The following is a 25,314-nucleotide window of genomic DNA, read 5'->3' on the forward strand; positions in this document are numbered from 1 at the left end:
ATTCGTGGCTTGGTGGGAGTGCGCATGGAGCGGCTTGCGGACAGGGTGATCCTGGCCTGGGGTTTCAAGAGAGTGCTGCTGGCGATCCTTGCCGGCGCTTTCGGGGTATTGGCGCTTCCTCCGATCGGCTTCTTCGCCGCGATGTTCGTTTCCTTCACGTTGCTCGCGTGGCTGATCGACGGTGCGGCCGCCTCTCCCCACAGCAGCCTGATCGGTCGGCTCTGGCCGTCCTTCGTCACCGGCTGGCTGTTCGGCTTCGGCTACTTCGTTGCCGGCCTCTGGTGGCTCGGCCATGCCCTGATGATCGACGCCGACGCCTTTGCCTGGGCGCTTCCGCTCGCGATCTTCGGACTGCCCGCCGTGCTCGCGATCTTCTACGGCCTTGCTACCGCGCTTGCCCGCATCCTCTGGTCCGATGGCGTAGGACGCATTGCAGCGCTTGCCGGGAGCTTTGGGCTGCTGGAATGGGCTCGAAGCGTGCTGTTTACCGGCTTTCCCTGGAACGCGATCGGCTATGGCATGACGCCCGTGCCGCTGATGATGCAAACGGCGCACATCATCGGCATCATGGGCATCACCGCACTTTCGGTTTTCATTTTCGCCGCGCCGGCGCTTCTCGGCACCAAACAGGGCGCCAGGTTCGGCGTTTCGCTGGCCGCGCTGCTGTTTGCGGCGCATCTCGGCTACGGCGCCTATGTGCTTTATGGCGCACCAAAACCGGCAGCGGCAACCGTGGCAGGTCCGGTTATCCGGCTCGTCCAGCCGATGATCGAGCAGACCGCCAAGATGGATACCGACGGCGATCGTGCCGCCATCTTCGAAAAGCACCTGAAGCTCTCCGCCGAGCCTCCGCAGGATGGCGGCAGGAAACCCGACATCATCGTCTGGCCGGAGACGGCGATCCCGTTCATCCTGACGGACAACCAGGACGCTCTCACCCGGATCGCCGATACGCTCGACGACAATCAGGTACTGATTGCCGGCGCCGTCCGGGCCGAGGACATGGGGCCAGGCAACGCGCCACGCTACTACAATTCGATCTATGTCATCGACGGGCGCGGCCAGATCGTCGCCGCCGCGGACAAGGTGCATCTCGTGCCGTTCGGCGAATACATGCCGTTCGAGAGCGTGCTGAACGAATTCGGCATTCAGAACATCGTCGAGATGCCCGGCGGCTTTTCCGCTGCCGCCACGCGACAACTGCTGACGCTGCCCTCGGGCATGAAGCTCTACCCGCTGGTCTGCTACGAGATCATCTTCCCTGACGAGATGACCGGCGACATCGCCTCGGCGTCAGCCATCCTGAACATCACCAACGATGCCTGGTTTGGTGCGACACCGGGGCCTTACCAACACTTCCAGCAGGCGCGCGTGCGCGCGGTGGAGACCGGGCTACCGCTGATTCGCGACGGCAATAGCGGCATTTCGGCCGTCGTAAACGCCCGCGGCGAGATAATCGCCGGGCTTGGGCTTAATAAAACGGGCTTCGTCGACGCAACCATTGATGGAGTGGGGTTTACGAGCAATCCTGCATATACGCGCCAGAGGTACTTCTGGTTGATCGAAATACTCTTGTTTGTAATTGCAGCCGTTTCGCGCTCCGGTTTAGTTTTCAAGCGGAATTGACCGAAAACCCCTAAAATTGCATAGTGGTTGCGATCGGCGTTCTTAACGTATGTTTCAAAGAGATAGATCAAGGCTTTGCAACGTGGCGTTTTGGGGATGGGTTTGGGCATGCCGGTTTGAACAAGGTTGAAAATTTTTGTTAGGCAGGACCATGATTGAAAATAAGAAGAAGCCAAACCCGATCGACATCCACGTTGGCAGCCGGATTCGCCTTCGACGCACAATGCTTGGGATGAGCCAGGAAAAGCTGGGCGAAAGTCTCGGCATCACCTTCCAGCAGATCCAGAAATACGAAAAGGGCACCAACCGCGTCGGTGCCAGCCGTCTTCAAAACATTTCCAGCATTCTCAACGTACCGGTTTCCTTCTTCTTCGAAGATGCACCGGGCGAACATTCCGGCGCGCTCACGGGCATGGCCGAGGCTTCCAGCTCCAACTACGTCGTCGACTTCCTGTCGTCCTCCGAGGGGCTTCAGCTCAACCGCGCCTTCGTCAAGATCACCGACCCGAAGGTCCGTCGCAAGGTCGTGGAACTGGTCAAGGCTCTGGCTGCCGAAGCCGACAGCGAATAATCATCAGTAAGAATACCGACTAAAACGAAAACGGCCTAAATGGCCGTTTTCTGCGTTTTTAGGGCAAAATTTGCCACTTAGCCGCAGATATAAAGATATATTTATGTCCTTCTGCGCTTGTTTTTCGTGAGCGGACTCGATACCAACTAGGCAGCTTTTGTTCTTTGAGGGGAATCCCGAGATGCGCGCCAATTACCTCTTCACCAGCGAGTCAGTAGCCGAAGGTCACCCGGACAAGGTGTGTGACCGGATCTCCGACGAGATCGTGGATCTGGTCTATCGCGAAGCCGCGAAGACCGGCGTAAACCCGTGGGGCGTCCGTATCGCCTGCGAGACGCTCGCCACCACCAATCGTGTCGTGATCGCCGGTGAAGTTCGCCTGCCGCCGAGCCTGATGAAGAAGGACAAGGACGGCAACGACGTCATCAACCCGTCCAAGTTCAAGGCAGCGGCCCGCCGCGCCATCAAGGACATCGGCTACGAGCAGGACGGCTTCCACTGGAAGAAGGCGAAGATCGACGTGCTGCTGCACTCGCAGTCGGCCGACATCGCCCAGGGCGTAGATAACGCCGCCGACCAGCAGGGCGACGAAGGTGCCGGCGACCAGGGCATCATGTTCGGTTACGCCTGCAAGGAGACGCCGGACCTGATGCCGGCGCCGATCTACTACTCGCACAAGATCCTGCAGCTGCTGGCAGTCGCCCGCAAGAAGGGCGACGGCGACGTCGCCAAGCTCGGCCCGGATGCCAAGAGCCAGGTGACCGTTCGCTACGTCGACGGCAAGCCGGCCGAAGTAACCTCGATCGTTCTCTCCACCCAGCACCTCGACGACAGCTGGGACTCCAACAAGGTTCGCGCGGTTGTCGAGCCTTACATCCGCGAAGCCCTCGGCGACCTGCCGATCGCCAGCGATTGCAAGTGGTACATCAACCCGACCGGCAAGTTCGTCATCGGGGGCCCTGACGGCGACGCCGGCCTGACCGGCCGCAAGATCATCGTTGACACCTACGGCGGCGCTGCTCCGCACGGCGGCGGCGCCTTCTCCGGCAAGGACACGACCAAGGTCGACCGTTCGGCCGCCTATGCCGCGCGCTACCTCGCCAAGAACGTCGTGGCAGCCGGCCTTGCCGATCGTTGCACGATCCAGATCTCCTACGCGATCGGCGTTGCTCAGCCGCTGTCGATCTATGTCGACCTGCATGGCACCGGCAAAGTAACCGAAGACCAGGTCGAAGCGGCGATCCGCAAGACCATGGACCTTTCTCCGACCGGCATTCGTCGTCACCTCGACCTCAACAAGCCGATCTACGCCAAGACTTCGGCTTACGGCCATTTCGGCCGCAAGGCAGGCCGTGACGGTTCGTTCTCCTGGGAGCGCACGGATCTCGTGAAGGCCCTCAAGGAAGCTGTGAAGGCTTAAGGCAGAGCAATGACCGATATGGAACGCCGTGGCCGCGCGACCGAAGCCTTTTTCGGTCGCCGCAAGGGAAAAGCGCTTCGCGGACAACAGGCGGAGAAGCTGAATACCCTGCTGCCGGCGTTCATCATCGATCTCTCGGCGGCTCCCCCGGAGCCGCTGAACGCACTCTTTCCCGTCGCGACCAATCGGCTCCGGTTGGAAATCGGTTTCGGCGGTGGTGAACATCTGATCCACCGCGCGGTGGAGACACCGAGCACGGGGTTCATCGGCGTCGAGCCGTTCGTCAATTCGATGCAGAAGCTGCTGTCGAGCGTTGACAATGCCGGCGCCAGGAATATCCGCGTCTTCAACGACGATGCCACGCAGCTGCTGGATTGGCTACCGGACGGTTCGATCGACCAGATCGACCTTCTCTATCCCGATCCGTGGCCGAAGCGAAAGCACTGGAAGCGCCGGTTCGTGTCGAAGACCAATCTCGATCGCTTTCACCGCGTACTGAAGCCAGGCGGCCTGTTCTGCTTTGCGTCCGACATAGACACGTACGTCAACTGGACGCTGCTGAAGTGCCGCGATCACGGTGGCTTCGAGTGGATAGCCTCCAATGCGGCCGATTGGCTCACGCCCTATGAGGGCTGGCCGAGCACGCGCTACGAGGCGAAGGCCCGGCGCGAGGGACGCTCCTCCGCTTACCTGACGTTCAAGCGCGTCTAGGGCAGCATCCGGCGTCAGCCTATATCCAGCATGATGACGCCCTCCGCACACTCCTCAGCCTTCGTCACGACGGTCCCATCGGGCCGGACGCAGATGCTCTAGACATTTCAGAAGACTGGCGCCGTCCGTCGCCAGAGCGCGACATTCCATGATCGAACGGTCGTAACTGTGGCCCTGCAGATAACATTCCGGGAAAAGGGCGAGATCGACATTGTTGTTGTCTGCCCATCGCAAGTCGCACAAAAGCGTTTGTGCCGCCCTCTCCAGGTCATCGAAAATCGGGAACCGCTGGAAAGAGGCTATGCGCATGCAAGGCTGTCTAGCATGAGTCTGCGCCGCCACAAAAGCGGGAGCCCAGCCAACCGTGGACACGCGTTCGGTCGCGTGGCCACCGGAGCAGCGCCTTGTTAGTGCAGACTTACCGTCTTCAGCTCATCCTCCGCAGCCTTGAAGAAGGTGCTGGAGCGATTGTCGGTGAGCAGGATCGGCGTACCATCGGCGCCGAAGAGCGCCCAGAGGTCAACACTCGGATCGATATCCGGCGCTTCGGGAAAGCACCTGGACACTTCTTCAGAGCGTATTTTTCGGATGTAGGCGACCTCGCCGTTGCCGATTCCGGCAAGTTCGGTTTTGGTCAGGTGCGAATTGGCTTCTTTCATCAACATTTCCTGTACCTCCATGAGAAGGGACCAACGGCTCAAGTGTGCCGTTGTCCTACTGTGAGACCGAAATGTTAATTTTCTTCACCATACGGTCCGGTTCCGGACGAATGAGGTCCACAGACAGCAAGCCATTCTTCAGGCCGGCGCCGAGAACCTGCATGCCATCGGCCAGCACGAATGTGCGTTGAAACTGACGCGCCGCTATGCCGCGATAGAGATATTCACGCTCACCCTGATCGACCTGGCGGCCGCGGATCACCAACTGATTTTCCTCGACCGAGACGTCAAGTTCTTCCTCGCCAAAGCCGGCAACCGCAAGCGTTATGCGCAGTCGCTCAGGCGTGTTCGAGACGCGGTCAGCGGCCATGCGTTCGATATTGTACGGCGGATATCCATCACTGGCCTTGGAAATCCGCTCGAGCGTCTTCTCCATGGCGTCAAAGCCCAACAGAAGCGGGCTGGCGAAAGGCGTAATGCGGCTCATCGTTCTCAAGTCCTTGATCCAAGCGACCTAACCAGACCTGAACGTCAGCATCCGGGTAGTGCTAATATGGGAAGCCGGGCGTGCGCGCGCAAGGCAAAGCTGCTGCATTCGATGACTGCAGCCCACGCTTGACAAAGACCGCTGCGCCTCGCATCAAAACGGGCCCGTACCGGCTGCGCCGATTTGCTACGGGAAAATAAACAAACGGTGCATGCCAGGAAGACGCGCACCACGAGGATGGAACGACCGGAATGGCAGACCCAAGAAAGATCATTATCGACACGGACCCAGGTCAGGACGATGCTGCTGCGATCATGCTCGCATTCGGCAGCCCCGAGGAACTCGAAGTCCTCGGCATCACGACCGTTGCCGGCAACGTGCCGCTCTCCTACACGAGCCGCAACGCTCGCATCGTCTGCGAACTCTGCGGCAAGACCGACACCAAGGTTTTCGCCGGTGCCGACAAGCCGATCGCGCGCAAGCTGGTGACGGCGGAGCATGTGCACGGCAAGACAGGGCTCGACGGCCCGACGCTTGATGAGCCAACCATGCCTCTGCAGGCCCAGCACTCCGTCGACTTCATCATAGAGACGCTCCGCAACGAGCCGGCCGGAACGGTGACGCTCTGCACGCTTGGCCCGCTTACCAACGTCGGCATGGCCTTCCAGAAGGCGCCCGATATCATCCCACGCATTCGCGAGCTGGTGATGATGGGTGGTGGCTTCTTCGAAGGCGGCAACATCACGCCCGCAGCCGAGTTCAACATCTACGTCGATCCCGAAGCAGCCGACATCGTGTTCCGGTCCGGCGTCCCGATCGTGATGATGCCGCTCGACGTGACCCACAAGCTCCTGACCCGCAAGGACCGCGTCAAGCGCATGGCGGACCTCGGCACGCGCCCCGCCATTGCCATGGTGGAGATGCTTGAGTTCTTCGAGCGGTTCGATATCGAGAAATACGGTTCGGACGGCGGCCCGCTGCACGACCCGACGGTCGTGGCCTACCTGCTCAAGCCTGAGCTCTTCCAGGGCCGGGACTGCAACGTGGAAATCGAAGTGAAGTCGGAACTGACGGTCGGCATGACCGTGGTCGACTGGTGGCACGTGACCGATCGCAAGCGCAATGCCAAGGTCATGCGCGACGTCGATGCGGACGGCTTCTTCGATCTGCTGATCGAGCGCTTCGCCCGCATCTGATCTAGACGCTGAAAAATCAGGCCCGCGCAAGCGGGCCCGATGGGATCAGGCGTCTTTCTGGTCGAATATTGAGTTCACGTCGGCTTCGACGACCTTCGGGCCGCCCTTGGCGACGCCGACCATGGCGGGACGGAGAACGCGCTCGCCGATGGTGAAGCCGGCCTGCACCACCTGAACGACCGTATTGTTCGGAACATCGGGGTTCGGAACCTCGAACATCGCCTGGTGGAAGTTCGGGTCGAACTTCTGGCCAACCGGCTCCAGCTTGCGCACACCATGGCGTTCCAGAGCAGACAGCATCGAACGCTCGGTCATCTCGACGCCTTCGATCAGCGTTGCCAGACCGGCATCTGCCGCTTCCCTGACATCGGCAGGAATGGCTTCGAGCGCGCGGCGGAGATTGTCTGATACAGCCAGCATGTCGCGGGCAAAGCCTGCCACGGAATAGGACTTCGCATCCTTGACTTCGCGCTCGGTGCGGCGGCGAAGGTTGTCCATGTCGGCAGCCAGGCGCAGATAGCGATCCCGCAGTTCGGCGTTCTCCGCCTTCAGCTGATCGAGCGGATCCGGCTGCGGCGCAGCCTCAGCCACGGTTTCGTTTTCGACGTTCGCAGCGGTATCGGCCGCCGCTGCGTCCGGTCCGTTCTTCGTCGTTTCGTCAGTCATGACGTTCTCCGGTCATTGGTGTCTTCTTGGATGTGCCCGATATCGAGCTTTGGCCGGCAAAAATCAAGTCTGCGTGACGAAGAAGCCAGAAATGCGGGCCGATAGGGTTTGCCCGATCGCCATGCATTCTCATTTCATGCAATTCTTATATTGGTATATATTTATTATCTCACCGCGGTTTTCAGGAGCCCCCAATGACCGATCAGGCAAGCTACAAAGGAAAGTGCTTCTGCGGCATGGTCGCAATCGAGGTCAGGGGCGAGCCGGTGGCGATGGGCTACTGTCATTGCAACTCGTGCCGGGAATGGTCGGCAGGGCCGATCAACGCCTTCACGCTCTGGACGCAGGGCGCTGTGCACGTCACCAAGGGCGGCGAGCACATGGAGGCCTACCAGAAGAGCGACACGAGCGTCCGGAAATTCTGCGAACTTTGCGGCGGCCATCTGCTGACCGAGCACCCGTTGTGGGGCGTCACGGATGTCTATGCGGCGGTCATCCCGAGCCTGCGCTACACCCCTACCCTGCATGTGAACTACGCCGAGACGGTGTTTCGCGTGAAAGACGGGCTTCCCAAGTTCAAGGACATGCCGGCCGAAATGGGCGGCTCCGGCGAGCTCCTGCCGGAATAGCCGCCTTCGCGATCAGATGCCGGAACGCGACATTCTCGAGATGAGCTGGGCGGTGTAATCCACCATCGGAACGATGCGCGAGTAGTTGAGCCGTGTCGGGCCGATGACGCCCACCGCGCCCACGATGCGATCGTCGTTGTCACGATAGGGCGCCACAATCAGCGACGACCCCGACAGCGAAAACAGCTTGTTTTCCGAACCGATGAAGATGCGCACGCCCGGACCGCTCTCCGCCAGATTGAGCAGCTCGATCAGGCTGTCCTTCTTCTCCAGATCATCGAACAGCATGCGCAAGCGGTCGAGGTCGTCGGCACCCACGAGCCCTTCGAGCAGGTTCGACCTGCCGCGAATGATGAGCTGAGCGGGCTTGCCTTCATCCGCACTGCCCGACCACACGGCAACGCCGCGCTCGACGAGATCCTGCGACAGCGTATCGAGCTCCTGCCGCACGTTGTCTTTCAGCTTGCTGAGCTGATTGCGCAGCTCTGGAAGCGTCTGGCCGGTCATGTGGGCATTGAGGAAGTTTGCCGCCTCCATCAGCTGCGAGGACGTCACGCCTGCCGGCAGCTCGATAATGCGGTTTTCGACCTGGTCGTGATCACCGACCAGAACGGCGAGCGCCTTGGTCGGCTCCAGGCGAATAAACTCGACATGCTTCAGAACCGGATCGCTCTTGGAGGTGATGACGAGCCCGGCGCCGCGGGAAATGCCCGACAGCATCCGGCTCGCCTCGTTCATCATCGTTTCCATCGGATTGTCGCGGTTTCCCGCGCGCACCTGGCGGTCGATATTCGCGCGTTCCTCAGCCGTGAGGTCGCCGACCTGCATGAAGGCATCGACGAAGAAGCGCAGGCCCAGTTGCGTCGGCAGCCGGCCGGCACTCACATGCGGCGAGTAGATGAGGCCGAGTTCCTCCAGATCGCTCATGACATTCCTGACGGATGCCGGCGAAAGCGACATGGGAAGAATGCGCGAGAGATTGCGGGAACCCAGCGGTTCTCCGCTTTCGAGATAACCTTCCACGATGCGGCGAAAGATTTCCTTCGAGCGTTCGTCCAGTGCAGCCACTGCATCCGAAACCGACGTCGATCTGAACTCCATGAATTCTTGCGCACCTGTGCTGACGATGATCGGACAAAATATAGCCAATCTCCGCGTGCTGGCAAAAGGGAAATTGCAAATGAGCGCCGCCAATCGTAGAAGCGGTCAACAACATAAAAGCGCGTGTGACGCCGTTTGCCATTCGCTTCGTACTTTTCGCGTCATGCCCCAGGAGAATAGAATGCGGCCATCAGGCAGAAAAACCGATCAAATGCGCAAGGTTTCCTTCGAGCGCAACTTTTCAAAGCACGCCGAAGGCTCCTGTCTGGTGAAATTCGGCGATACGCACGTGCTCTGCACGGCGAGCCTTGAAGAAAAGACGCCGCCGTGGCTGCGCAACACCGGCAAGGGCTGGGTCACCGCGGAATACGGCATGCTGCCGCGCGCCACCGGCGAGCGCATGAAGCGCGAGGCCGCGGCCGGCAAGCAGGGCGGACGCACGCAGGAAATCCAGCGCCTGATCGGACGGTCGCTTCGCGCAGTGGTCGATCTCAAGGAACTGGGCGAACGCCAGATCACGCTCGATTGCGACGTCATCCAGGCCGACGGCGGGACCCGCACCGCGTCGATCACCGGTGCCTGGATCGCGCTCTATGACTGCCTGAAATGGATGGAAAGCCGCAACATGATCAAGGTCGAGCGGGTCCTCAAGGACCACATCGCCGCGATCTCCTGCGGTATCTTCGCCGATCAGCCCGTCGTCGATCTCGACTACCTCGAGGACTCCTCGGCCGAGACCGATGCCAACTTCGTCATCACCGGCGCCGGCGGTATCGTCGAGATCCAGGGCACGGCGGAAGGCAAGCCTTTCAGCGAGGAAGAGTTTGCATCGCTGCTGGCGCTGGCCAAGGCCGGCATCAGCGAGCTCGTCGACATGCAGAAGCAGGCCATCGCCGGATGAACGACATGCTGGAAGGCATGCTCGAGACCGCGCTTTACGTGGACGATCTCGACAGGGCCGAGGCCTTCTATGAAGGCGTGCTCGGACTGGAAAAGATCACGCGGGCGGGTAACCGGCATGTCTTCTTTCGCTGCGGCCCCGGCGTTCTCCTGATCTTCAATCCTGAGGAAACGATCAAGCCGCCGGAGCAGCATTCGCTGCAGGTACCGCCACATGGCACGAACGGCGCCGGGCATGCGTGCTTTCGCGTCTCCGCCGAAAATCTGGACCGGATTGCCAAGCTGCTGACCGGCGCAGGCGTCGCGATCGAATCCGAGGTGCGGTGGCCGCAGGGCGGACGATCGATCTATTTTCGCGATCCCGCGGGTAACAGTCTGGAATGTGCCGAAGCCAGAATTTGGGGCATCGAATAGGATATCCAATGCGCAAGCTTGAGACCAAGACCATCGTCGTGGCCAGCCACAATGCCGGCAAGATCCGGGAAATCCAGGACCTGATCGGACCGTTCGGCTTTACCGCCAAGTCGGCTGCCGAACTCAATTTCATCGAACCGGATGAAACAGGCACGACCTTCGAGGAAAACGCAACGATCAAGGCGCTGGCCTCGGCGCAAGCATCGGGCCTGCCGGCACTCTCCGACGATTCAGGCCTCGTGATCGACGCGCTCGGCGGCGATCCGGGCGTCTACACCGCCAACTGGGCCGAGACGGCCGATGGCACGCGCGATTTCGCCATGGCGATGGAGAAGGTCGAGACCGCGCTTAAGGCAGCCGGCGCGACGAAACCCGACCAGCGCACGTCCCGCTTCGTCAGTGTGCTGTGCTTGGCCTGGCCGGACGGCCATACGGAACTGTTTCGCGGCGAAGTCGAGGGAACGGTCGCATGGCCACCGCGCGGCAGCCAGGGTTTCGGCTACGATCCGGTCTTCCAACCGGCAGGCTATGAGACTACCTTTGGCGAGATGAGCGCGGAAGAAAAGCATGGCTGGAAGCCGGGCGATGCCCAGGCGCTCTCGCACCGCGCCCGCGCCTTCAAGATTTTCGTCGAAACCTGCCTGGAAGCATAAGGGCGATCGTGGACACCTTGGAACAGCCGAACCTGCTGCGCAATGCCCCTCTCCTGCCCGATACCGGCGAGCCCGGTTTCGGCGTCTACGTGCATTGGCCGTTCTGCGCCGCCAAGTGCCCCTATTGCGATTTCAACAGCCATGTCCGCCATCAGCCGGTCGATCAGGAGCGCTTCACCGCCGCCTTCCTGAAAGAAATGGCAACGATGCGCCAGATGAGCGGACCGAAAACGGTCACCAGCGTCTTCCTCGGGGGCGGCACGCCGTCCCTGATGAACCCATCGACGGTGGCAGCCATTCTCGACGGCATTGCAGCCGCCTGGCACATGCCTGATGGCATCGAGATCACTATGGAGGCCAATCCCTCCAGCGTCGAGGCAGACCGCTTCCGCGGCTATCGCGCGGCGGGCGTCAATCGCGTCTCGCTCGGCGTCCAAGCCCTGAACGATCGCGACCTGAAGTTCCTCGGTCGGCTGCACGACGTCGCCGACGCGCTGAAGGCGATCAAACTGGCGCGCGACATCTTCCCGCGCATGTCCTTCGACCTGATCTATGCCCGGCCCAACCAGACGGTGGAGGAGTGGGACGCCGAGCTGAAGCAGGCGATCTCCTATGCCGTCGACCACCTGTCGCTCTATCAGCTGACGATCGAGGAAGGCACGCCGTTCTTCGGATTGCATAAGGCCGGCAAGCTGATCGTTCCTGATGGCGAGCAATCCGCGCTGCTTTATGAGGCGACGCAGGAAATTACCGAGCGCGAAGGCATGCCGGCCTACGAGGTTTCCAACCACGCACGGCCGGGCGCCGAAAGCCGGCATAACCTCACCTACTGGCGCTACGGCGATTATGCCGGCATCGGCCCGGGAGCACACGGACGCCTGACGCGCGGGAACGCCAAGATCGCGACCGCCACCGAGCGCAAGCCGGAGGCCTGGCTTGATCTGGTGGAGCGCGGCGGACATGGCATGCTGGACGAGGAAGTGCTCGGCTATGAGGAGCAGTCGGACGAACTGCTACTGATGGGGCTGCGGCTGAAGGAGGGCGTCGATCTCGCCCGCTGGCAGCAGCTTTCCGGACGGGACCTCGATCCAAAGCGCGAAGAGTTCCTGCTGCAGCACGGCTTCGTCGAGCGGATCGGCAATTCGCGCCTACGCTGCACGCCATCCGGCATGCTCATCCTCGATTCCGTCGTCGCCGACCTCGCCTGCTAGGCGAGGTCTAGGCCGGTCTTTTACGGCCGAAGGGCATCAACCGTCCGTCGATCGCCGCGAGGCCGAGGGCGATCATTGCCATGCCGATCAGATGTTTGGCCTGCAACTGTTCGCCCAGCACCAGCGCTCCCAGCAGAATGGCGCTGACGGGGATGAGGAAGGTGACGAGCATGAGGTTGGTTGCGCCCGCGGTCGACAAGATCCGGAAGAACAGGACGTAGGCGATTGCTGTCGACAGCAGGGCGAGCCCGAGCAGCGCCATCCAAGTCTCGGACGACGGTGCTGCCAGCGTCCATGGCTGATCGACGATCAGCGCGATCGGTAGCATGAGGATGGTCGAGGCCGTGACCTGCCCGGCCGCCGGTAGCAGTGGCGCCATGCCCATCTGCCGGAAACGGCGACCAAATATCCCTGCAAAAGCATAGGATAGCGCGGCGCCGAGCACGGCGAGCTGTGCGAGCACGTTGGAGCCGAGGTCTCGCAGCACATCGAAGCCGATCATGTAAGCGACGCCGGCAAAGCCGACGAGCACGCCGAGCAGTCGATTGCCGGTCATCTTCTCGTCTGCGGTCAGCAGGTGGGCAACAACCACGCCGAAGAGCGGGGTCGTGGCGTTGAGGATGGAGGCAAGGCCGCTCGCGATATGCGTCTGCCCCCAGACGATCAGGCAGAAGGGGATCATGTTGTTGAGGATGCCCATGCCGAAGAAAGCGGCCCAGGACTTCCCATCGCGCGGCATGACGTGGCCGGTTGCCCGGACGATGACGTTGAGCGCGATCGCCGCGATCAGCACGCGGCCGGTGACGATGGTGAAGGGCGGCAGGGTCTTGACCAGAATGCCGTTGAAGAGGAACGACCCACCCCACAGTAGGGAGAGCACCAGCAACATTCCCCATTCCGCAAGACCCATCTGTTTCTGCTGCATGTCATCGTCTCCTCCGCTCGATACCCAAGCTGTACGTCGCCATTGCGACGGGTGCCACCCGATTGTTGCGCGCCATTCAATGAGCGAATTATTCTCGCTCTATCGGCATTTGCGATTCCGATTGATAGCCGCCTTTATGCTGATATTATTTCGACAAATTGGGCACGACAAACGAGTCTTTTTCGGCCTACGCTTTAGGTGAGCTAAATCATGAGCGATTATCTCCCATCCTTGTCCGCCCTTCGCGCCTTCGAGGCCGCCGCGCGCCATCTCAGCATGACGATGGCGGCGAAGGAACTCAACGTCACGCCGGGTGCGATCAGCCTTCAGGTTCGCGATCTGGAAGCGGCGCTGGGCGTGCAGCTTTTTGAACGCAAGACACGCGCGCTCGCACTGACCACGGAGGGCGCGGACTACTTTGCGACGCTGCGGGCCGCATTCCGCCTCGTGCGTGAGGCAACGGCTGCCATTACCACCCGCGCTCGCGGCGCCTTCCTCACGGTCACCTGTACCGCCGGTTTTGCGACCCACTGGCTGTTGCCGAGGCTCAGGGCATTCGAGGACGCGCATCCCGAAATCGACGTGCGGATCAGCACCTCGCATCGCGTTCTCGACTTCGCACACGATGGAATAGACCTCGCCATTCGCCATGGCCTTGGCGGCTATGACGGCCTGATCAGCGAAAGGTTGGTGGACGACGAACTGACGCCGGTCTGCGTGCCGGCGCTGGCAGCAGCACTTGGCGAAGCGCCAACACCCGACCGGCTTGCCGCCCTCACCCTGATCCACGACGTCTACCGACGAGACTGGCAGCTCTGGCTGGAGGCCGCCGGCGCCACCGGTGTCGACGGCAACAAAGGGCCGGTCTTCACCGACGGCAGCGGCGCCTTCGACGCCATGAAATCGGGTTCGGGCATTGCGTTGATGCGCCGCTCATTCCTGGCTCGCGAGCTGGAGGATGGGACGGTTGTGGCGCCTTTTTCGCTCGGCCTGTCCAGCCGCCTCGCCTACCATCTGGTTTATCCCGGTCTGGCGCTCGAGCGGCCAGCGGTCGCAGCGTTCCGTCGCTGGCTGCTATCCCAAGCGCATGGCTGACTGGCTGCTGCAGTTTCGCATGCAGGAATAAAAGTTGAGTTCCTTACTCGCATTTCATCTTCCCTCGGCCGCATTTGTTGACTAATACACTCAGCATATCGCTCGCATGAGGATGCTGGGATCCAGATCGATGACCATTCGCAGATTGACGATCACATCGCTGCGGCACGCGGCCGGGAACCGTACCGTGGGCCTGAGGAATGATCCGCCTTCTCTGGAAGGACTGCGGCAGGCTTGCTCTCTTGCCGGACAGCCGCCAAGACGCGCTGTCACCACAACCCGGCGCAACGCCTGAACAATGGCGAGCGCGTCCCAACGGAAAATCGATTGTAGCGACCAGCCGTGCGGCCTGTCACCGGCCTTTTCCGGCGAACACGACTGGTGCCGGGACCGCATGATGCTAACGGCAGATCTCGCCGATGGCCTACCTCTCCTGGAGTTTTTTGACGGCGATGGCTTTCAGCAGGCGATCGACCGCTATGCAGAGCACTGCGGCGGCAGCGACAGACGGGCCGTCGTCTCGATGTGGTCGCTCTACTACTTCTCAGCCCTGGCCATTCCCTATCTTATCGCCCGCAGGTTGGCCGCGCAGGCGCTGCCGGTAGCCTTTGGTGACATGACCATCGCCTTGGCGGAGAACGGGCTACCACGCGCGTTCGGCGTGCTGCATGAGGGACACGGGCAAGCCCCGAACGCAGGTGACGATTTCGACGCCGTTGGGCCGCTGCTCCAAACACATCTGGGCGAGGCCGTTACTCGACTGAAAGCCTGCGGCATCTCGGCCAAGCTTTGCTGGAACAATGCGGCAGTATACGTCAACTATGCACTGCGCCTGACCAGCGGAGATGCGGCGACGATATCCGACCTGCCTCTGTTCGTCCGAGGCTGCCTGCCGGATGGCGGCGTGAATCCGTTCTGCGGCTGCGTTCAGCAGGTCGAAGAGGGCGGCGAGCGCGTCGCCCGCCGCAAGATCTGCTGCCTGCGCTACATGCTCCCCGGCGTTCCCAGTTGCGGCAAGACTTGCGCGCTGCCAAGCCAAAGGGGTTAGCGGTGGCTTGAGGCCCCGGTCTTGAACAGGCTGCCGGTCGGGGTCTGCACGAACATGTCCAGCGGAATGTGCTCCTGGTGCAGAAAACCCGACGACGGCAGCAGCCCGTCGCGGACCATCTCGATGACTGCCACGACGGAGGCCGAGGTCGTCCAGGCGATGGCGGTGCGGCGAGCGCCTGCTATCTCGAGCGGATAATAGGCGCGAACAAACTCCTTGCGGCGCAGGTTGCCGTTTTCCGTGCCTTCGGCAGCCACATGGACGTAGACGACATCGTCTTCCACGGGCGGCTTGGCATTGGTGAGGATCTCGCCAGCAAGCTTGCGCCTGTCGCGCATCAGCAGTTCGTGGAAGAAAAAGTTCATCAGGTCCATATGGCCGGGATAGCGCATGGTCTTGTAATCGAGGTTCTCGACCCTCCCGAGCAGCGTATCGCACATGGTGCCAAGGCCGCCCGATGTCGTGAAGGCTTCCAGCTTGACGCCCTCGACGTAGATTGTCTCATGCCACTCCATCGGCGAGACGAGTTTGCGGACGCCGCCCTCGATGACCTCGCAATCGTTGAGGTATTCATTGACGACGCCTTCCGGCGACCAGTTGAAGGCATAGCCGAGGAGCCCGGTCGGATGTTGCGGCAAGGCACCGACACGCATGCGGATCGAGCGGCAACGATCGAAACCGTCCGCCAGGCTTGATCCGACGATGCCGACAAAACCAGGTGCTAATCCGCATTGCGGCGCCATCAACCCGCGCGCGGTCTTCGACAGTTCGATGATGAAGTTGGTGGTCGGCACGTCCTCGGTCAGATCGAAGTAGTTGATGCCGGCCGTATGGGCCGCGCGCGCGAGTTCCATGTTGAGATGATAGGGCAGGCAGGAGAGCACGGCTTCGACACTCGACAGCAATTCCCCCATCACCGCCCTGTCGGAAATATCGCCGCTCCGGCATTTGAAGGGCAGGTCTCCCACCGGCAGCTGCGCATCGACGCCGATCACCTCGAAGCCGCCTTCATGCAGAAGCGTCGCTGCCAGTCGGCCGACCTTGCCCAGGCCAACGACGGCAATTTTCGTGAACGTCATGGATCCCTCCCCTGAACACCGTGTCTCCTCCCACGGCGGACGCTTGTACGCATGCGGTATCAAACAAAGGGATTGAAACAGAAAACGGCCAGGATTGCTCCTGGCCGTTGTTCTTTTTGATCGAAAGCGCCCGACTATTCGTTGATAAGGCGCTTCAGAAGCTCGATTTCGTGCGAAAGCTTGGTATCGCCGGAAATCAGCTCTTCAATCTTGCGGACGGCGTGCAGCACCGTCGTATGGTCGCGACCGCCGAAACGGCGACCGATCTCCGGGAACGACCGCGGCGTCAGTGTCTTCGACAGATACATGGCGATCTGGCGCGGCTTGACGATAACGCGCGTGCGGCGGTTCGAGACCAGCTCCTGGCGCGAGACGTTGTAATGCCGTGCAACGATACGCTGGATGTCTTCGATGCGAACGCGACGCGGCTCGCCGGAGCCGACGAGATGAGCCAACAGCTCGTCCACACGCTCGATCGACAGGTTCGGCTCGAAGGAACGACGGAACAGCAGCTGGTTGAAAGCGCCCTCAAGTTCGCGGCCGCTTGCAGTGATGCTGCGTGCCACGTGGTTGAGAAGTTCCGGCGAAATCTCCAGAGACGGATCTTCCGTGCGTGCCACGTCGAGGCGACGCTTCAGGATTTCGAGACGCATCTCGTAGTCTGGTCCATCGAGTTCGATCGCCACACCACCCTGCAGACGCGAACGGACGCGAGGATCGAGGGATTCCAGCTCCCAAGGCGCGCGGTCGGCAGCAACGACGACCTGCTTGGCGCTGTCGAGCAGCATGTTCAGGAGATGGCAGAACTCGTGCTGGATCATCTTGCCCTGCAGGAACTGCATGTCGTCGATGATCAGAAGGTCGATGTTGCGCAGCGAGTCCTTGAGCGTCAATGCATCATTGTCGCGGATCGCGGTTGCGAAGCGCCACATGAAGTATTCCGCCGTCAGATAGACGACGCGCAGCGCCCGGGGGTTCTGCACGGCTGCATTGGCGATTGCCTGCAGCAGGTGGGTCTTGCCGAGGCCGACAGTCGAATGAACGAAGAGCGGATTGAAGCGCACAGCGCCCTGGCCGGCTTCGGCAATGGTCTTGGCCGCAGCAAGGGCAACGCGGTTCGAGCTGCCCTCAACGAAGGTATCGAAGGTGAACCGCGAGTCCAGCGGAGAGCCGAAAAGCGGCTGTCCCGACATGGACGGGCGCGCTGCAGCCGCAGCTGCAACAGTATTCTGGACGACCTGGCCCGCCTGCTGGGCGACCGGACGACGGATCTGCGAAACCGAGGAGGCCGGTTCCTGGGCAACCGCTTCGTCGGCAGGCTTGGCGGTACCGCGCGCCGCGGTACGGACAAGGATTTCCACCTTGAGAATTTCAGCGTCCTCGGCCTGGAACAGGCTGGTGATCAGATCGAGATAGCGATTGTTGATCCAGGACTTCAGGAAGGTCGTGGGTACGGTGAGACGCACGACGCTTTTGGATACCGAATGCAATTTCAGCCGGGCAAACCAGCTTGCATAGACATCAGGACCGACTTGAGCTTTCAGGCGTGCGCTAACGCGCTCAAATAATATGCCATTCTTCATGTCTCCCTTTTCCCCCGCCGCTTCCGGGCAAATAGAGCCAAACGCCTGCGAAGTCTTGTCCTCGTTATCCAAAACATTCGCCGCCATTGAATTCATGTGCATTATGCCGCCTTCCAATTCGACCGGGCGGCCTTAAAATCCGTCGCCCGATTATTTCCCCGCTATGGCCAGATCATGGCGCCCTCATGCACCACTATCGACCGGTTCACTCCAACGCCTGCCTCAATACATGAGGCGACTAGCGAGAGGCGCTGGGAACCCGCATCATGCAGCTTCCGTTTCGCTTCCCGTGCCGGTGGTCGTCCCTCGTCCCTACGACCCCAACATGCCTGCGCTTCTTCGTCCGTCCTTCTTCTCAGCGCACACAGATCCTCGTTCCGCGGTCGCCACAACCACAGTTCGAACTGTACCAGTGCGTGAGAAGCCGGAGGCCAAAGCTCTCCGTAACAAAAGACACAAAGCAATCAGCCTGCCGACGTGGCAGTCTTAGACCAAGCCTTTAAACAGGTGATGTCCGAGCCCCTTGTTGACCGGCATTTAGGCAGGATCGTGGACGGAGATCAACGATGAATTTTACGCAAAATTAAGAGCGGCCGGTTGACTCCGGCGGCACATTTAGGGCGTCACGCCGCCGTCAAAAAAGAATCGCTTTTGAATCAAGGAGATTCCCGAAACTGGTAATTTGGACACGCATAAAAAGAAAAAAAGAAAAAAGCTTCTTGACTCGTTTTAGACGCCGCAACGGAAGGTCTGAGTCGTGAAGGCTGAGAGCATCCTGACGCAAGCCATTGTTTTTGATCGTTTTTTTATGTCATCCACCCGACACGAATTCATCGCTGAATTAACCATAGGCTTGGCAGATCGCGGAATCGAAAAAGCCCGACAAAGTTGCCGGGCTAATCATAACGATAGGCTTCTTAACGAAAGATTACGCGGTCGCTGCGACCGAGAGAGCCTTCACACGAGCTGCGAGGCGCGAGACCTTGCGGGATGCCGTGTTGGCGTGCAGGACGCCCTTGCTTGCTGCGCGGGCCAGTTCCGGCTGCGCGGCGAGGAAAGCTTCCTTTGCCTTGGCAGCATCACCGGATGCGAGTGCCTCTTCGACCTGGCGAACGAAAGTACGAACGCGCGAGCGACGAGCCTTATTGACGTCGGTACGGCGGGCGATCTTGCGGGTCGCTTTTTTCGCCGAAGTTGTATTGGCCATGGATGCCTCTCTAAGAATTCGAACAAACTCCACCATTACCGCGGGCCCTGCGGCCACTTCATACAGCAATGCGGGAGCATAATCGGAAAACCGGAGTGGCTTCCCGAACCTTGGGCGGGCATATAACCCTAAAGCCGAGCGGCGTCAACGCGCATTTTCAAGGAAACTCCGCCTTTATCCAAGGCTCACCGGTTCTTGAAGGCCGGCTTACGTTTTTCGATAAAGGCTGTCATCCCTTCCTTCTGATCGTCCGTGGCAAAGAGACTATGGAAAAGACGGCGCTCAAAACGCAGCCCTTCCTCCAATGTCGTCTCCAGCGCGCGGTTGACAGCCTCCTTGGCCATCAGCACAGACGGACGCGATAGCGAGGCGATCTTTGCCGCCGCTTCCAGCGCCTCGTCGATCAGCCGCTCGGGTGCCACCACACGCGAAACGAGTCCTGCGCGCTCCGCCTCGTCCGCATCCATCATGCGGCCGGTCAGGATCAGGTCCATCGCCTTCGACTTGCCGACCGCGCGCGTCAGACGCTGCGAGCCGCCCATGCCCGGAATGATGCCGAGGGTGATCTCGGGCTGGCCGAACTTGGCGGTCTCCGAGGCGATGATGAAGTCGCACATCATGGCAAGCTCGCAGCCACCGCCCAGTGCAAAGCCGCTGACCGCGGCAATGACCGGCTTGCGGACCTTGGCGACGTCGTCCCAACCGCTCATCAGATCGCGGCTATAGACGTCGGCATAATCCAGCGGCTGCATCTCTTTAATATCGGCACCGGCGGCGAAGGCTCGCTCGGAACCGGCCAATACGATTGCGCCAATGGTGTCGTCGACCTGAAAGGCGGCATGTGCGCGCAGCAATTCGTCCAGCACGGTCGAGTTCAGCGCGTTCAAGGCTTGTGGGCGGTTCAAGGTGATCAGGCCCACGGCCCCGCGCGTTTCAACGATCAGCGTTTCATAGGACATGGGCTTCCTCTCGGACGGACTGACTATTTCTGGCAGACCGGGCAATAGAAGGTCGAGCGCCCGGCCTGGACGATCCGGGCGACCGTACCGCCGCAGCCCGGTGTGCGGCAAGGTAGACTTTCGCGGTCATAGACCGAAAAGGAATGCTGGAAATAGCCGAGCGAGCCATCCGTCTGGATATGATCGCGCAACGACGAACCGCCAGCCTTGATCGCATCGGCAATGACATCGCGGATGGAAGAGACCAGCAGCTCCATCTGCTGGGTGGGACTGCCCGTCTTCGTCACAAGGCTGGCGGCCGCCCGCGTCGGCTTCAGGTGCGAGCGCCACAGCGCCTCGCACACATATATATTCCCGAGGCCGGCAATATTTTTCTGGTCGAGCAGCGCGCTCTTCAGCGGCTGCGCCTTGTTGGCAAAGCGTTTGGCGAGATAAGCGGCGCTGAGTTCGTTGCCTGTTGGTTCCGGGCCGAGGCCAAAGAGAAAGGGATTGATCTCGAGCGCCGTCCGCTCGGCCATATCCATGAAGCCGAAACGGCGCGGGTCATTATAGATGACGCGGCTGGGACCTGCCGGGCCTTCCAGATGAAAGATGGCGTGATCGTGTTTCTCGTCCTTCGAGCGAGGGTGATGAAACTCGCCGGGCGCGTCGGTGACCGGTCCCGTCTCGATGCGGAAGGATCCGGACATGCCGAGATGCGAGATGATGGTGGTGCCGTCGTCGAGATCGATCAGCAGATATTTGGCGCGGCGCCCGAGCGCGATGATCCTGCGGCCTGTCGCGCGGGCTTCGAGCCCTTCGGGAAACGGGAAGCGCAGATCCTTGCGGCGCAGCTCCAGCCTTGCGATGCGCGCACCTTCCATGGTCGGCGCCAGTCCGCGCCTGACGGTCTCGACTTCTGGCAATTCCGGCATCTTAACCCATCTATATCTAACATGTTTCAACCGTCGGCGTTGTGCGCTATAGCGCCAAGGTGCCGCGGATCGGACCGTGGCCCACAGATAGCGCCGCCGGCTTGCTTTCGCTATGGTCGCCGCGCTGATTTCAGAGATTGGAGTTGTTCGATGTCAGAAAGCCGTACCTCCGCCGAAGGCGGCATGGAAACATCATACGGCTTCCGCGAGGTTGCGGACGGTGAGAAGCAGGGCCTCGTCAACGAGGTCTTCCACAAGGTCGCCAAGCGCTACGACATCATGAACGACGTGATGTCGGTCGGTATGCATCGTGTCTGGAAGGACGCGATGATCGCATCGCTGAACCCGCGCAAGGAGCCGGGCTACAAGGTTCTCGACGTCGCCGGCGGCACGGGTGACATCGCCTTTCGTATTGTCGAGGCGTCCGGGCGCAACGCGCATGCGACCGTACTCGACATCAACGGCTCAATGCTCGGCGTCGGCGCGGAGCGCGCCGCCAAGCGCAAGCTTTCCGACAACCTGACCTTCGTCGAGGCCAACGCCGAAGACCTGCCGTTCGAGGCCAACAGCTTCGACGCCTATACGATCGCCTTCGGCATCCGCAACGTGCCGCGCATCGACGTGGCTCTCAGCGAAGCCTATCGCGTCCTGAAGCGCGGCGGCCGCCTGCTGGTGCTGGAGTTCTCTGAGGTCGACATGCCGCTGCTGGACCGCGTCTATGAAACCTGGTCGTTCAACGCCATTCCGAAGTTCGGCAAGGCAATCACCGGCGATGCCGAGCCCTACCAGTATCTCGTCGAATCCATCCGCAAGTTCCCCAATCAAGAGAACTTCGCAGACATGATCCGCACTGCGGGCTTTTCGCGCGTGAGCTTTACCAACTACACCGGCGGCATCGCCGCTCTGCACTCCGGCTGGAAGCTCTGAGGCATGGCACCACGGAGCACTAAACGGCTTTCAGCCAGCATCGCCGGAGAATCCCGGATATCATGAGTACACTTGGAGCATATTTCCGGCTTTCGCGCGTCGGCTGGATCCTGGTGCGCGAAGGCGTCATTTCGGCACTGCCGTCCGATGACCTTCCGCCGATCGTCGGCGCCGCCAAGTCCTTTGCCGGCCTCTTCGCCCGCAATCGCAGCAGATCGCAGAAGCGCAGCGACCGGCTGGCCAAGGCCGTCGAACGGCTGGGCCCGTCCTATGTGAAGATCGGCCAGTTTCTCGCCACGCGTCCTGATGTCGTCGGCGTGGAGTTCGCGGACGATCTCTCGCAGCTTCAGGACCGAATGGCCTTCTTCCCGCAGGGCGCGGCGCGCAGCAGCATCGAAGGTTCGCTCGGGCGGCCGATCGAAGAGCTCTATGCCAGCTTCGGCGATCCGATCGCGGCAGCGTCCATTGCACAGGTGCACCCGGCTGAGGTCGACACGACCGCCGGCCGCAAGAAGGTCGCCGTCAAGGTCGTTCGCCCCGGTGTTCGCCAGCGCTTCACCCACGATATCGAGGCGATGTATCTCGTTGCGCACATGCAGGAGCGCTTCATGCCCTCCAGCCGGCGCCTTCGCCCAGTCGAGGTGACGAAGACCCTGGAGCAGACGACCAAGGTCGAAATGGACCTCCGGCTCGAGGCTGCGGCGCTTTCGGAGATTGCCGAGAATACGCAAAAGGATCCCGGCTTCCGGGTGCCGACCGTGGATTGGGAGCGCACCGGGCGTGACGTCATCACCATGGAGTGGATCGACGGCGTCAAGATGTCGGACGTCGACGGCCTGCGCGCGGCCGGCCATGACCTCAATGCCCTTGCCGACACGCTGATCCAGTCGTTCCTGCGCCATACGCTGCGAGACGGCTTCTTCCATGCCGACATGCATCCCGGCAATCTCTTCGTCGACGCCCAGGGCATGATCGTGGCGGTCGACATGGGGATCGTCGGGCGGCTCGGCAAGAAGGAGCGACGCTTCCTCGCCGAGATCCTCTACGGCTTCATCACCCGCGATTATATCCGTGTCGCTGAGGTGCACTTCGAAGCCGGCTACGTGCCCGGCCATCATAATGTCGAGAGCTTCGCGCAGGCGATCCGCGCGATCGGCGAGCCGATCCACGGCCAGCCGGCGGAAACGATCTCTATGGGCAAGCTGCTGACGCTCCTGTTCGAGGTCACGGAACTGTTCGACATGGAAACGCGGCCGGAACTGGTGATGCTGCAGAAGACGATGGTGGTCGTCGAAGGCGTGTCGCGCATCCTGAATCCGCGCTTCAACATGTGGAAAGCGTCCGAGCCGGTTGTCGGCGAATGGATCCGCAACAATCTCGGCCCGAAGCGGATCGTCACCGATCTGAAGGATGGACTGAAGGCTGCGGTCAAGCTTGCAGAGGCCGCGCCGGAGATTGCCGCCAAGACCGAGAAATTTCATCACCAGCTGCTTCACATGAGCGAGAACGGCGTTCGCTTCGACGCGGAAACGGCAGAAGCGATCGGTAAGGCCGAGGCACGCCACAGCCGTTCGGGGCGGCTGGCGCTCTGGATTATTGCCTTGACGCTTCTCTATATTGCCTGGGTGGTAAGCTAGTTCAGCAGCATGCAAATGCATGCTGTGTTCGACATTTGGGATATCCCATCGGATAGGTCAGCCGCATAATCTCGTTCTCAAGGAGATATTGCAGATGAAGCACGAACGCCCCGGCATCGAACTTTCGGGACAGCCCTTCGGCTTTGCCGAGATGGTGAGGATCGGCTCGGGCAAGGCTGCGCTTTCCGTTTCCGCAACCGGCATGGCACGCGTGGAGATCGCCCGCGCAATCGTCGAAGAGGCGATTGCGGCCGGAACGCCGGTCTATGGCGCGACCACCGGCGTCGGCGCGATGAAGGACGTCGAATGGTCTCCTGAGGATCTGGACGCCTTCAATCTCGGCCTGGTGCGAGCCCATCACTTTGGAACCGGCACGCCATTTTCCTGCGAGATCGTCCGCAATGCGATGGCAATCCGCATCAACACCGCCCTGACCGGACAAGTCGGCTGCACACCGGAACTGGTGGATGCCTATATGCGCATGCTCGAGGCGGATGTGATCCCGGTCGTCAGGCGAACGGGCTCGATCGGCTGTGCCGATATCGGTCTCATGGGCCAGATCGGCGCCGTCCTGACCGGGGTGGGCGAAGCCGTCTATCGCGGCAAGCGCATGCAGGCCGCCGACGCATTCGCAGCGGCCGGATTGAAGCCGGTCGCCATGGCGCCGCGCGATAGCCTTGCCTCCTTGAGCGTCAACGCCGTGTCCTTTGCGGCCGCAGCCGACGCGACGCGCAACGCGGCTGCTTCCATCCGCGTGCTTCTCGCCACCGGGATGATGGCCTCGGGTGCCCTGGGTGCATCGCGCGATCCCTGGAAGGCCGTGCGCCACGTCGGTACGGCCCGCGAGGCGTTGATCGGCGCATGGCTCTGCAATGCGTCGGATGCCTGGGAATGGCCCGTTACCACGCATGTGCAAGATCCACTCAGCCTGCGGATGGTGGCGCAGGTCTTTGGGGCGGTGATCGAGAACCTGCTGACGACGGGCCACAAGATTCTCGCAGCGACCGGGCGCTCGGACGACAACCCCGTCGTCGTCGAGGGTCGCGTGATGACCTCCGGCGGCTCGCTGCCGCTCGACGTGACGATCCTGCTCGAATCCGCGGCACTTTGCATGGCGCACGCCGCGCGCAACGCCTTCAACCGCTGCGTCCTGCTCGGCAACGGGCAGCGTCGGGACCTGCCCGTCAACCTCGTGCCGCCGGGTCGGATCGCGACCGGTTTCGGCCCGATCATCAAGCTCGCCGGCGAGATCTTCTCGCGCGTGCTGTCGATGTCGAACCCCGTTTCGGCCCAGTCGCTGGTTGTTGCCGCCGGTCTTGAAGACGAGGCCGCCTTCCTGCCATTGGTCATCGAACGGTTCGAGCGGCAGATGCGTGCGCTGAAGCGCCTAGCTGCGCTGGAAGCACTGCTTGCCGCGCAGGCCGCCGACATTCTTGGCGACCGGCCCGAAGGCGTTGCCGGGATGATCTACGAGGTCGTCCGCAAGCATGCCGATTTCTATACGGTCGATCGGCCGCTGTCCGCGGAGGTCGAGGCGATCGAGGAGGAACTTGGCTCGGACGCATTCGTTTCCAGGCTGATCGAGCAGGTGCCGATCGCAGCGTTCGACGACTTCTTTGCACTTGGTTCGCTCGAACGCATCGAGCAGAGGCTGACACGGGAAACGGCCACCATTTGAACCCTTGAGCCTACACGG

At 61.3% G+C, this 25,314-nt stretch carries 25 protein-coding genes; 15 read left to right on the plus strand and 10 right to left on the minus strand.

What is annotated here, in order from left to right; genetic code table 11:
* Nucleotides 1–24: 24 nt before the first annotated feature.
* The 4 genes from lnt (at nucleotide 25) to trmB (ending at nucleotide 4,328) form a co-directional block, all read left to right on the plus strand.
* A complete protein-coding gene (lnt, locus tag QTL94_RS03035) occupies nucleotides 25–1,626 on the plus strand; it encodes an apolipoprotein N-acyltransferase (RefSeq protein WP_289800544.1) in 1,602 nt (533 codons plus the stop codon).
* A 151-nt stretch (nucleotides 1,627–1,777) separates the two neighbouring features.
* Nucleotides 1,778–2,197: a helix-turn-helix domain-containing protein gene (locus QTL94_RS03040; RefSeq protein ID WP_065689272.1), complete on the plus strand. Its 420-nt coding sequence runs from the start codon at nucleotides 1,778–1,780 to the stop codon at nucleotides 2,195–2,197.
* Nucleotides 2,198–2,378: 181 nt separating this feature from the next.
* Complete coding sequence (metK, locus tag QTL94_RS03045) at nucleotides 2,379–3,617, plus strand: methionine adenosyltransferase (protein ID WP_065689271.1); 1,239 nt, start codon at nucleotides 2,379–2,381, stop codon at nucleotides 3,615–3,617.
* A 9-nt stretch (nucleotides 3,618–3,626) separates the two neighbouring features.
* Nucleotides 3,627–4,328: a tRNA (guanosine(46)-N7)-methyltransferase TrmB gene (gene trmB / locus QTL94_RS03050; protein ID WP_289800545.1), complete on the plus strand. Its 702-nt coding sequence runs from the start codon at nucleotides 3,627–3,629 to the stop codon at nucleotides 4,326–4,328.
* Between the two features lie 407 nt (nucleotides 4,329–4,735).
* On the opposite strand, the gene QTL94_RS03055 is transcribed toward trmB, so the two are convergent.
* Together QTL94_RS03055 and QTL94_RS03060 are read right to left on the minus strand one after the other, a co-directional pair.
* On the minus strand, nucleotides 4,736–4,993 hold the full coding sequence (locus QTL94_RS03055) for a BQ00720 family protein (RefSeq protein ID WP_065689268.1): 258 nt from the start codon (nucleotides 4,991–4,993) through the stop codon (nucleotides 4,736–4,738).
* A 49-nt stretch (nucleotides 4,994–5,042) separates the two neighbouring features.
* Nucleotides 5,043–5,474, minus strand: a complete 432-nt coding sequence (locus tag QTL94_RS03060) for an Hsp20 family protein (RefSeq protein WP_065689267.1) — start codon at nucleotides 5,472–5,474, stop codon at nucleotides 5,043–5,045.
* A 251-nt stretch (nucleotides 5,475–5,725) separates the two neighbouring features.
* Between QTL94_RS03060 and QTL94_RS03065 the strand changes: the two genes are divergently transcribed.
* Nucleotides 5,726–6,670, plus strand: a complete 945-nt coding sequence (locus QTL94_RS03065) for a nucleoside hydrolase (protein WP_065689266.1) — start codon at nucleotides 5,726–5,728, stop codon at nucleotides 6,668–6,670.
* 45 nt (nucleotides 6,671–6,715) lie between these two features.
* On the opposite strand, the gene grpE is transcribed toward QTL94_RS03065, so the two are convergent.
* Complete coding sequence (gene grpE / locus QTL94_RS03070) at nucleotides 6,716–7,336, minus strand: nucleotide exchange factor GrpE (RefSeq protein WP_065689265.1); 621 nt, start codon at nucleotides 7,334–7,336, stop codon at nucleotides 6,716–6,718.
* Between the two features lie 194 nt (nucleotides 7,337–7,530).
* On the opposite strand from grpE, the gene QTL94_RS03075 reads away from it, so the two are divergent.
* Nucleotides 7,531–7,965, plus strand: a complete 435-nt coding sequence (locus tag QTL94_RS03075; RefSeq protein WP_065689264.1) for a GFA family protein — start codon at nucleotides 7,531–7,533, stop codon at nucleotides 7,963–7,965.
* Between the two features lie 12 nt (nucleotides 7,966–7,977).
* Here QTL94_RS03075 and hrcA read toward each other — a convergent pair whose 3' ends face one another.
* Nucleotides 7,978–9,066: a heat-inducible transcriptional repressor HrcA gene (gene hrcA, locus QTL94_RS03080; RefSeq protein ID WP_113520394.1), complete on the minus strand. Its 1,089-nt coding sequence runs from the start codon at nucleotides 9,064–9,066 to the stop codon at nucleotides 7,978–7,980.
* 181 nt (nucleotides 9,067–9,247) lie between these two features.
* Here hrcA and rph point away from each other — a divergent pair, with 181 nt between their 5' ends.
* The 4 genes from rph to hemW are packed head-to-tail and all read left to right on the plus strand — an operon-like array spanning nucleotide 9,248 to nucleotide 12,244.
* Nucleotides 9,248–9,967: a ribonuclease PH gene (gene rph, locus QTL94_RS03085; protein ID WP_289800546.1), complete on the plus strand. Its 720-nt coding sequence runs from the start codon at nucleotides 9,248–9,250 to the stop codon at nucleotides 9,965–9,967.
* Nucleotides 9,964–10,380 carry a VOC family protein gene (locus QTL94_RS03090; protein WP_289800547.1) on the plus strand — a complete coding sequence of 139 codons (417 nt, stop codon included), beginning with the start codon at nucleotides 9,964–9,966 and terminating at the stop codon, nucleotides 10,378–10,380. Before rph ends, QTL94_RS03090 begins: the two co-directional genes overlap by 4 nt.
* 8 nt (nucleotides 10,381–10,388) lie before the next feature.
* Nucleotides 10,389–11,033, plus strand: coding sequence for an RdgB/HAM1 family non-canonical purine NTP pyrophosphatase (rdgB, locus tag QTL94_RS03095; protein ID WP_289800548.1), 645 nt, complete (start codon nucleotides 10,389–10,391; stop codon nucleotides 11,031–11,033).
* 8 nt (nucleotides 11,034–11,041) lie between these two features.
* Nucleotides 11,042–12,244, plus strand: a complete 1,203-nt coding sequence (gene hemW / locus QTL94_RS03100; protein WP_065689259.1) for a radical SAM family heme chaperone HemW — start codon at nucleotides 11,042–11,044, stop codon at nucleotides 12,242–12,244.
* Between the two features lie 7 nt (nucleotides 12,245–12,251).
* Here hemW and QTL94_RS03105 read toward each other — a convergent pair whose 3' ends face one another.
* The gene (locus QTL94_RS03105) at nucleotides 12,252–13,169 is read right to left on the minus strand and encodes a DMT family transporter (RefSeq protein ID WP_065689258.1); all 918 of its coding nucleotides are present in this window, start codon (nucleotides 13,167–13,169) and stop codon (nucleotides 12,252–12,254) included.
* 210 nt (nucleotides 13,170–13,379) lie between these two features.
* Here QTL94_RS03105 and gcvA point away from each other — a divergent pair, with 210 nt between their 5' ends.
* Nucleotides 13,380–14,264 (plus strand): transcriptional regulator GcvA, encoded by an 885-nt coding sequence (gcvA, locus tag QTL94_RS03110; protein ID WP_065689257.1) that lies wholly within the window; start codon nucleotides 13,380–13,382, stop codon nucleotides 14,262–14,264.
* Nucleotides 14,265–14,562: 298 nt separating this feature from the next.
* The gene (gene fhuF, locus QTL94_RS03115) at nucleotides 14,563–15,312 is read left to right on the plus strand and encodes a siderophore-iron reductase FhuF (RefSeq protein ID WP_065689256.1); all 750 of its coding nucleotides are present in this window, start codon (nucleotides 14,563–14,565) and stop codon (nucleotides 15,310–15,312) included.
* Here fhuF and QTL94_RS03120 read toward each other — a convergent pair.
* The 5 genes from QTL94_RS03120 to mutM all read right to left on the minus strand — a co-directional run bounded on the left by QTL94_RS03120 (nucleotide 15,309) and on the right by mutM (nucleotide 21,054).
* Nucleotides 15,309–16,391 carry a saccharopine dehydrogenase family protein gene (locus tag QTL94_RS03120; protein WP_289800549.1) on the minus strand — a complete coding sequence of 361 codons (1,083 nt, stop codon included), beginning with the start codon at nucleotides 16,389–16,391 and terminating at the stop codon, nucleotides 15,309–15,311. The genes fhuF and QTL94_RS03120 overlap by 4 nt on opposite strands.
* A 134-nt stretch (nucleotides 16,392–16,525) precedes the next feature.
* Nucleotides 16,526–18,076, minus strand: a complete 1,551-nt coding sequence (dnaA, locus tag QTL94_RS03125) for a chromosomal replication initiator protein DnaA (protein ID WP_289800550.1) — start codon at nucleotides 18,074–18,076, stop codon at nucleotides 16,526–16,528.
* 826 nt (nucleotides 18,077–18,902) lie between these two features.
* On the minus strand, nucleotides 18,903–19,181 hold the full coding sequence (rpsT, locus tag QTL94_RS03130; protein WP_065689253.1) for a 30S ribosomal protein S20: 279 nt from the start codon (nucleotides 19,179–19,181) through the stop codon (nucleotides 18,903–18,905).
* Nucleotides 19,182–19,366: 185 nt separating this feature from the next.
* Entirely contained in the window at nucleotides 19,367–20,140 is a 774-nt protein-coding gene (locus QTL94_RS03135; RefSeq protein ID WP_289800551.1) for an enoyl-CoA hydratase, read from the minus strand.
* A gap of 23 nt (nucleotides 20,141–20,163) precedes the next feature.
* Nucleotides 20,164–21,054: a bifunctional DNA-formamidopyrimidine glycosylase/DNA-(apurinic or apyrimidinic site) lyase gene (mutM, locus tag QTL94_RS03140; protein WP_289800552.1), complete on the minus strand. Its 891-nt coding sequence runs from the start codon at nucleotides 21,052–21,054 to the stop codon at nucleotides 20,164–20,166.
* A gap of 150 nt (nucleotides 21,055–21,204) precedes the next feature.
* Between mutM and ubiE the strand changes: the two genes are divergently transcribed.
* The 3 genes from ubiE to QTL94_RS03155 all read left to right on the plus strand — a co-directional run bounded on the left by ubiE (nucleotide 21,205) and on the right by QTL94_RS03155 (nucleotide 25,296).
* Entirely contained in the window at nucleotides 21,205–21,981 is a 777-nt protein-coding gene (gene ubiE / locus QTL94_RS03145) for a bifunctional demethylmenaquinone methyltransferase/2-methoxy-6-polyprenyl-1,4-benzoquinol methylase UbiE (RefSeq protein WP_289800553.1), read from the plus strand.
* A gap of 62 nt (nucleotides 21,982–22,043) precedes the next feature.
* Nucleotides 22,044–23,618 (plus strand): 2-polyprenylphenol 6-hydroxylase, encoded by a 1,575-nt coding sequence (gene ubiB / locus QTL94_RS03150; RefSeq protein ID WP_289800554.1) that lies wholly within the window; start codon nucleotides 22,044–22,046, stop codon nucleotides 23,616–23,618.
* Nucleotides 23,619–23,712: 94 nt separating this feature from the next.
* A complete protein-coding gene (locus QTL94_RS03155; RefSeq protein ID WP_065689248.1) occupies nucleotides 23,713–25,296 on the plus strand; it encodes an aromatic amino acid lyase in 1,584 nt (527 codons plus the stop codon).
* The last annotated feature ends 18 nt before the right edge of the window (nucleotides 25,297–25,314 follow it).

The sequence above is a fragment of the Rhizobium sp. S96 genome (assembly GCF_030382195.1).
Lineage (GTDB): Bacteria > Pseudomonadota > Alphaproteobacteria > Rhizobiales > Rhizobiaceae > Rhizobium.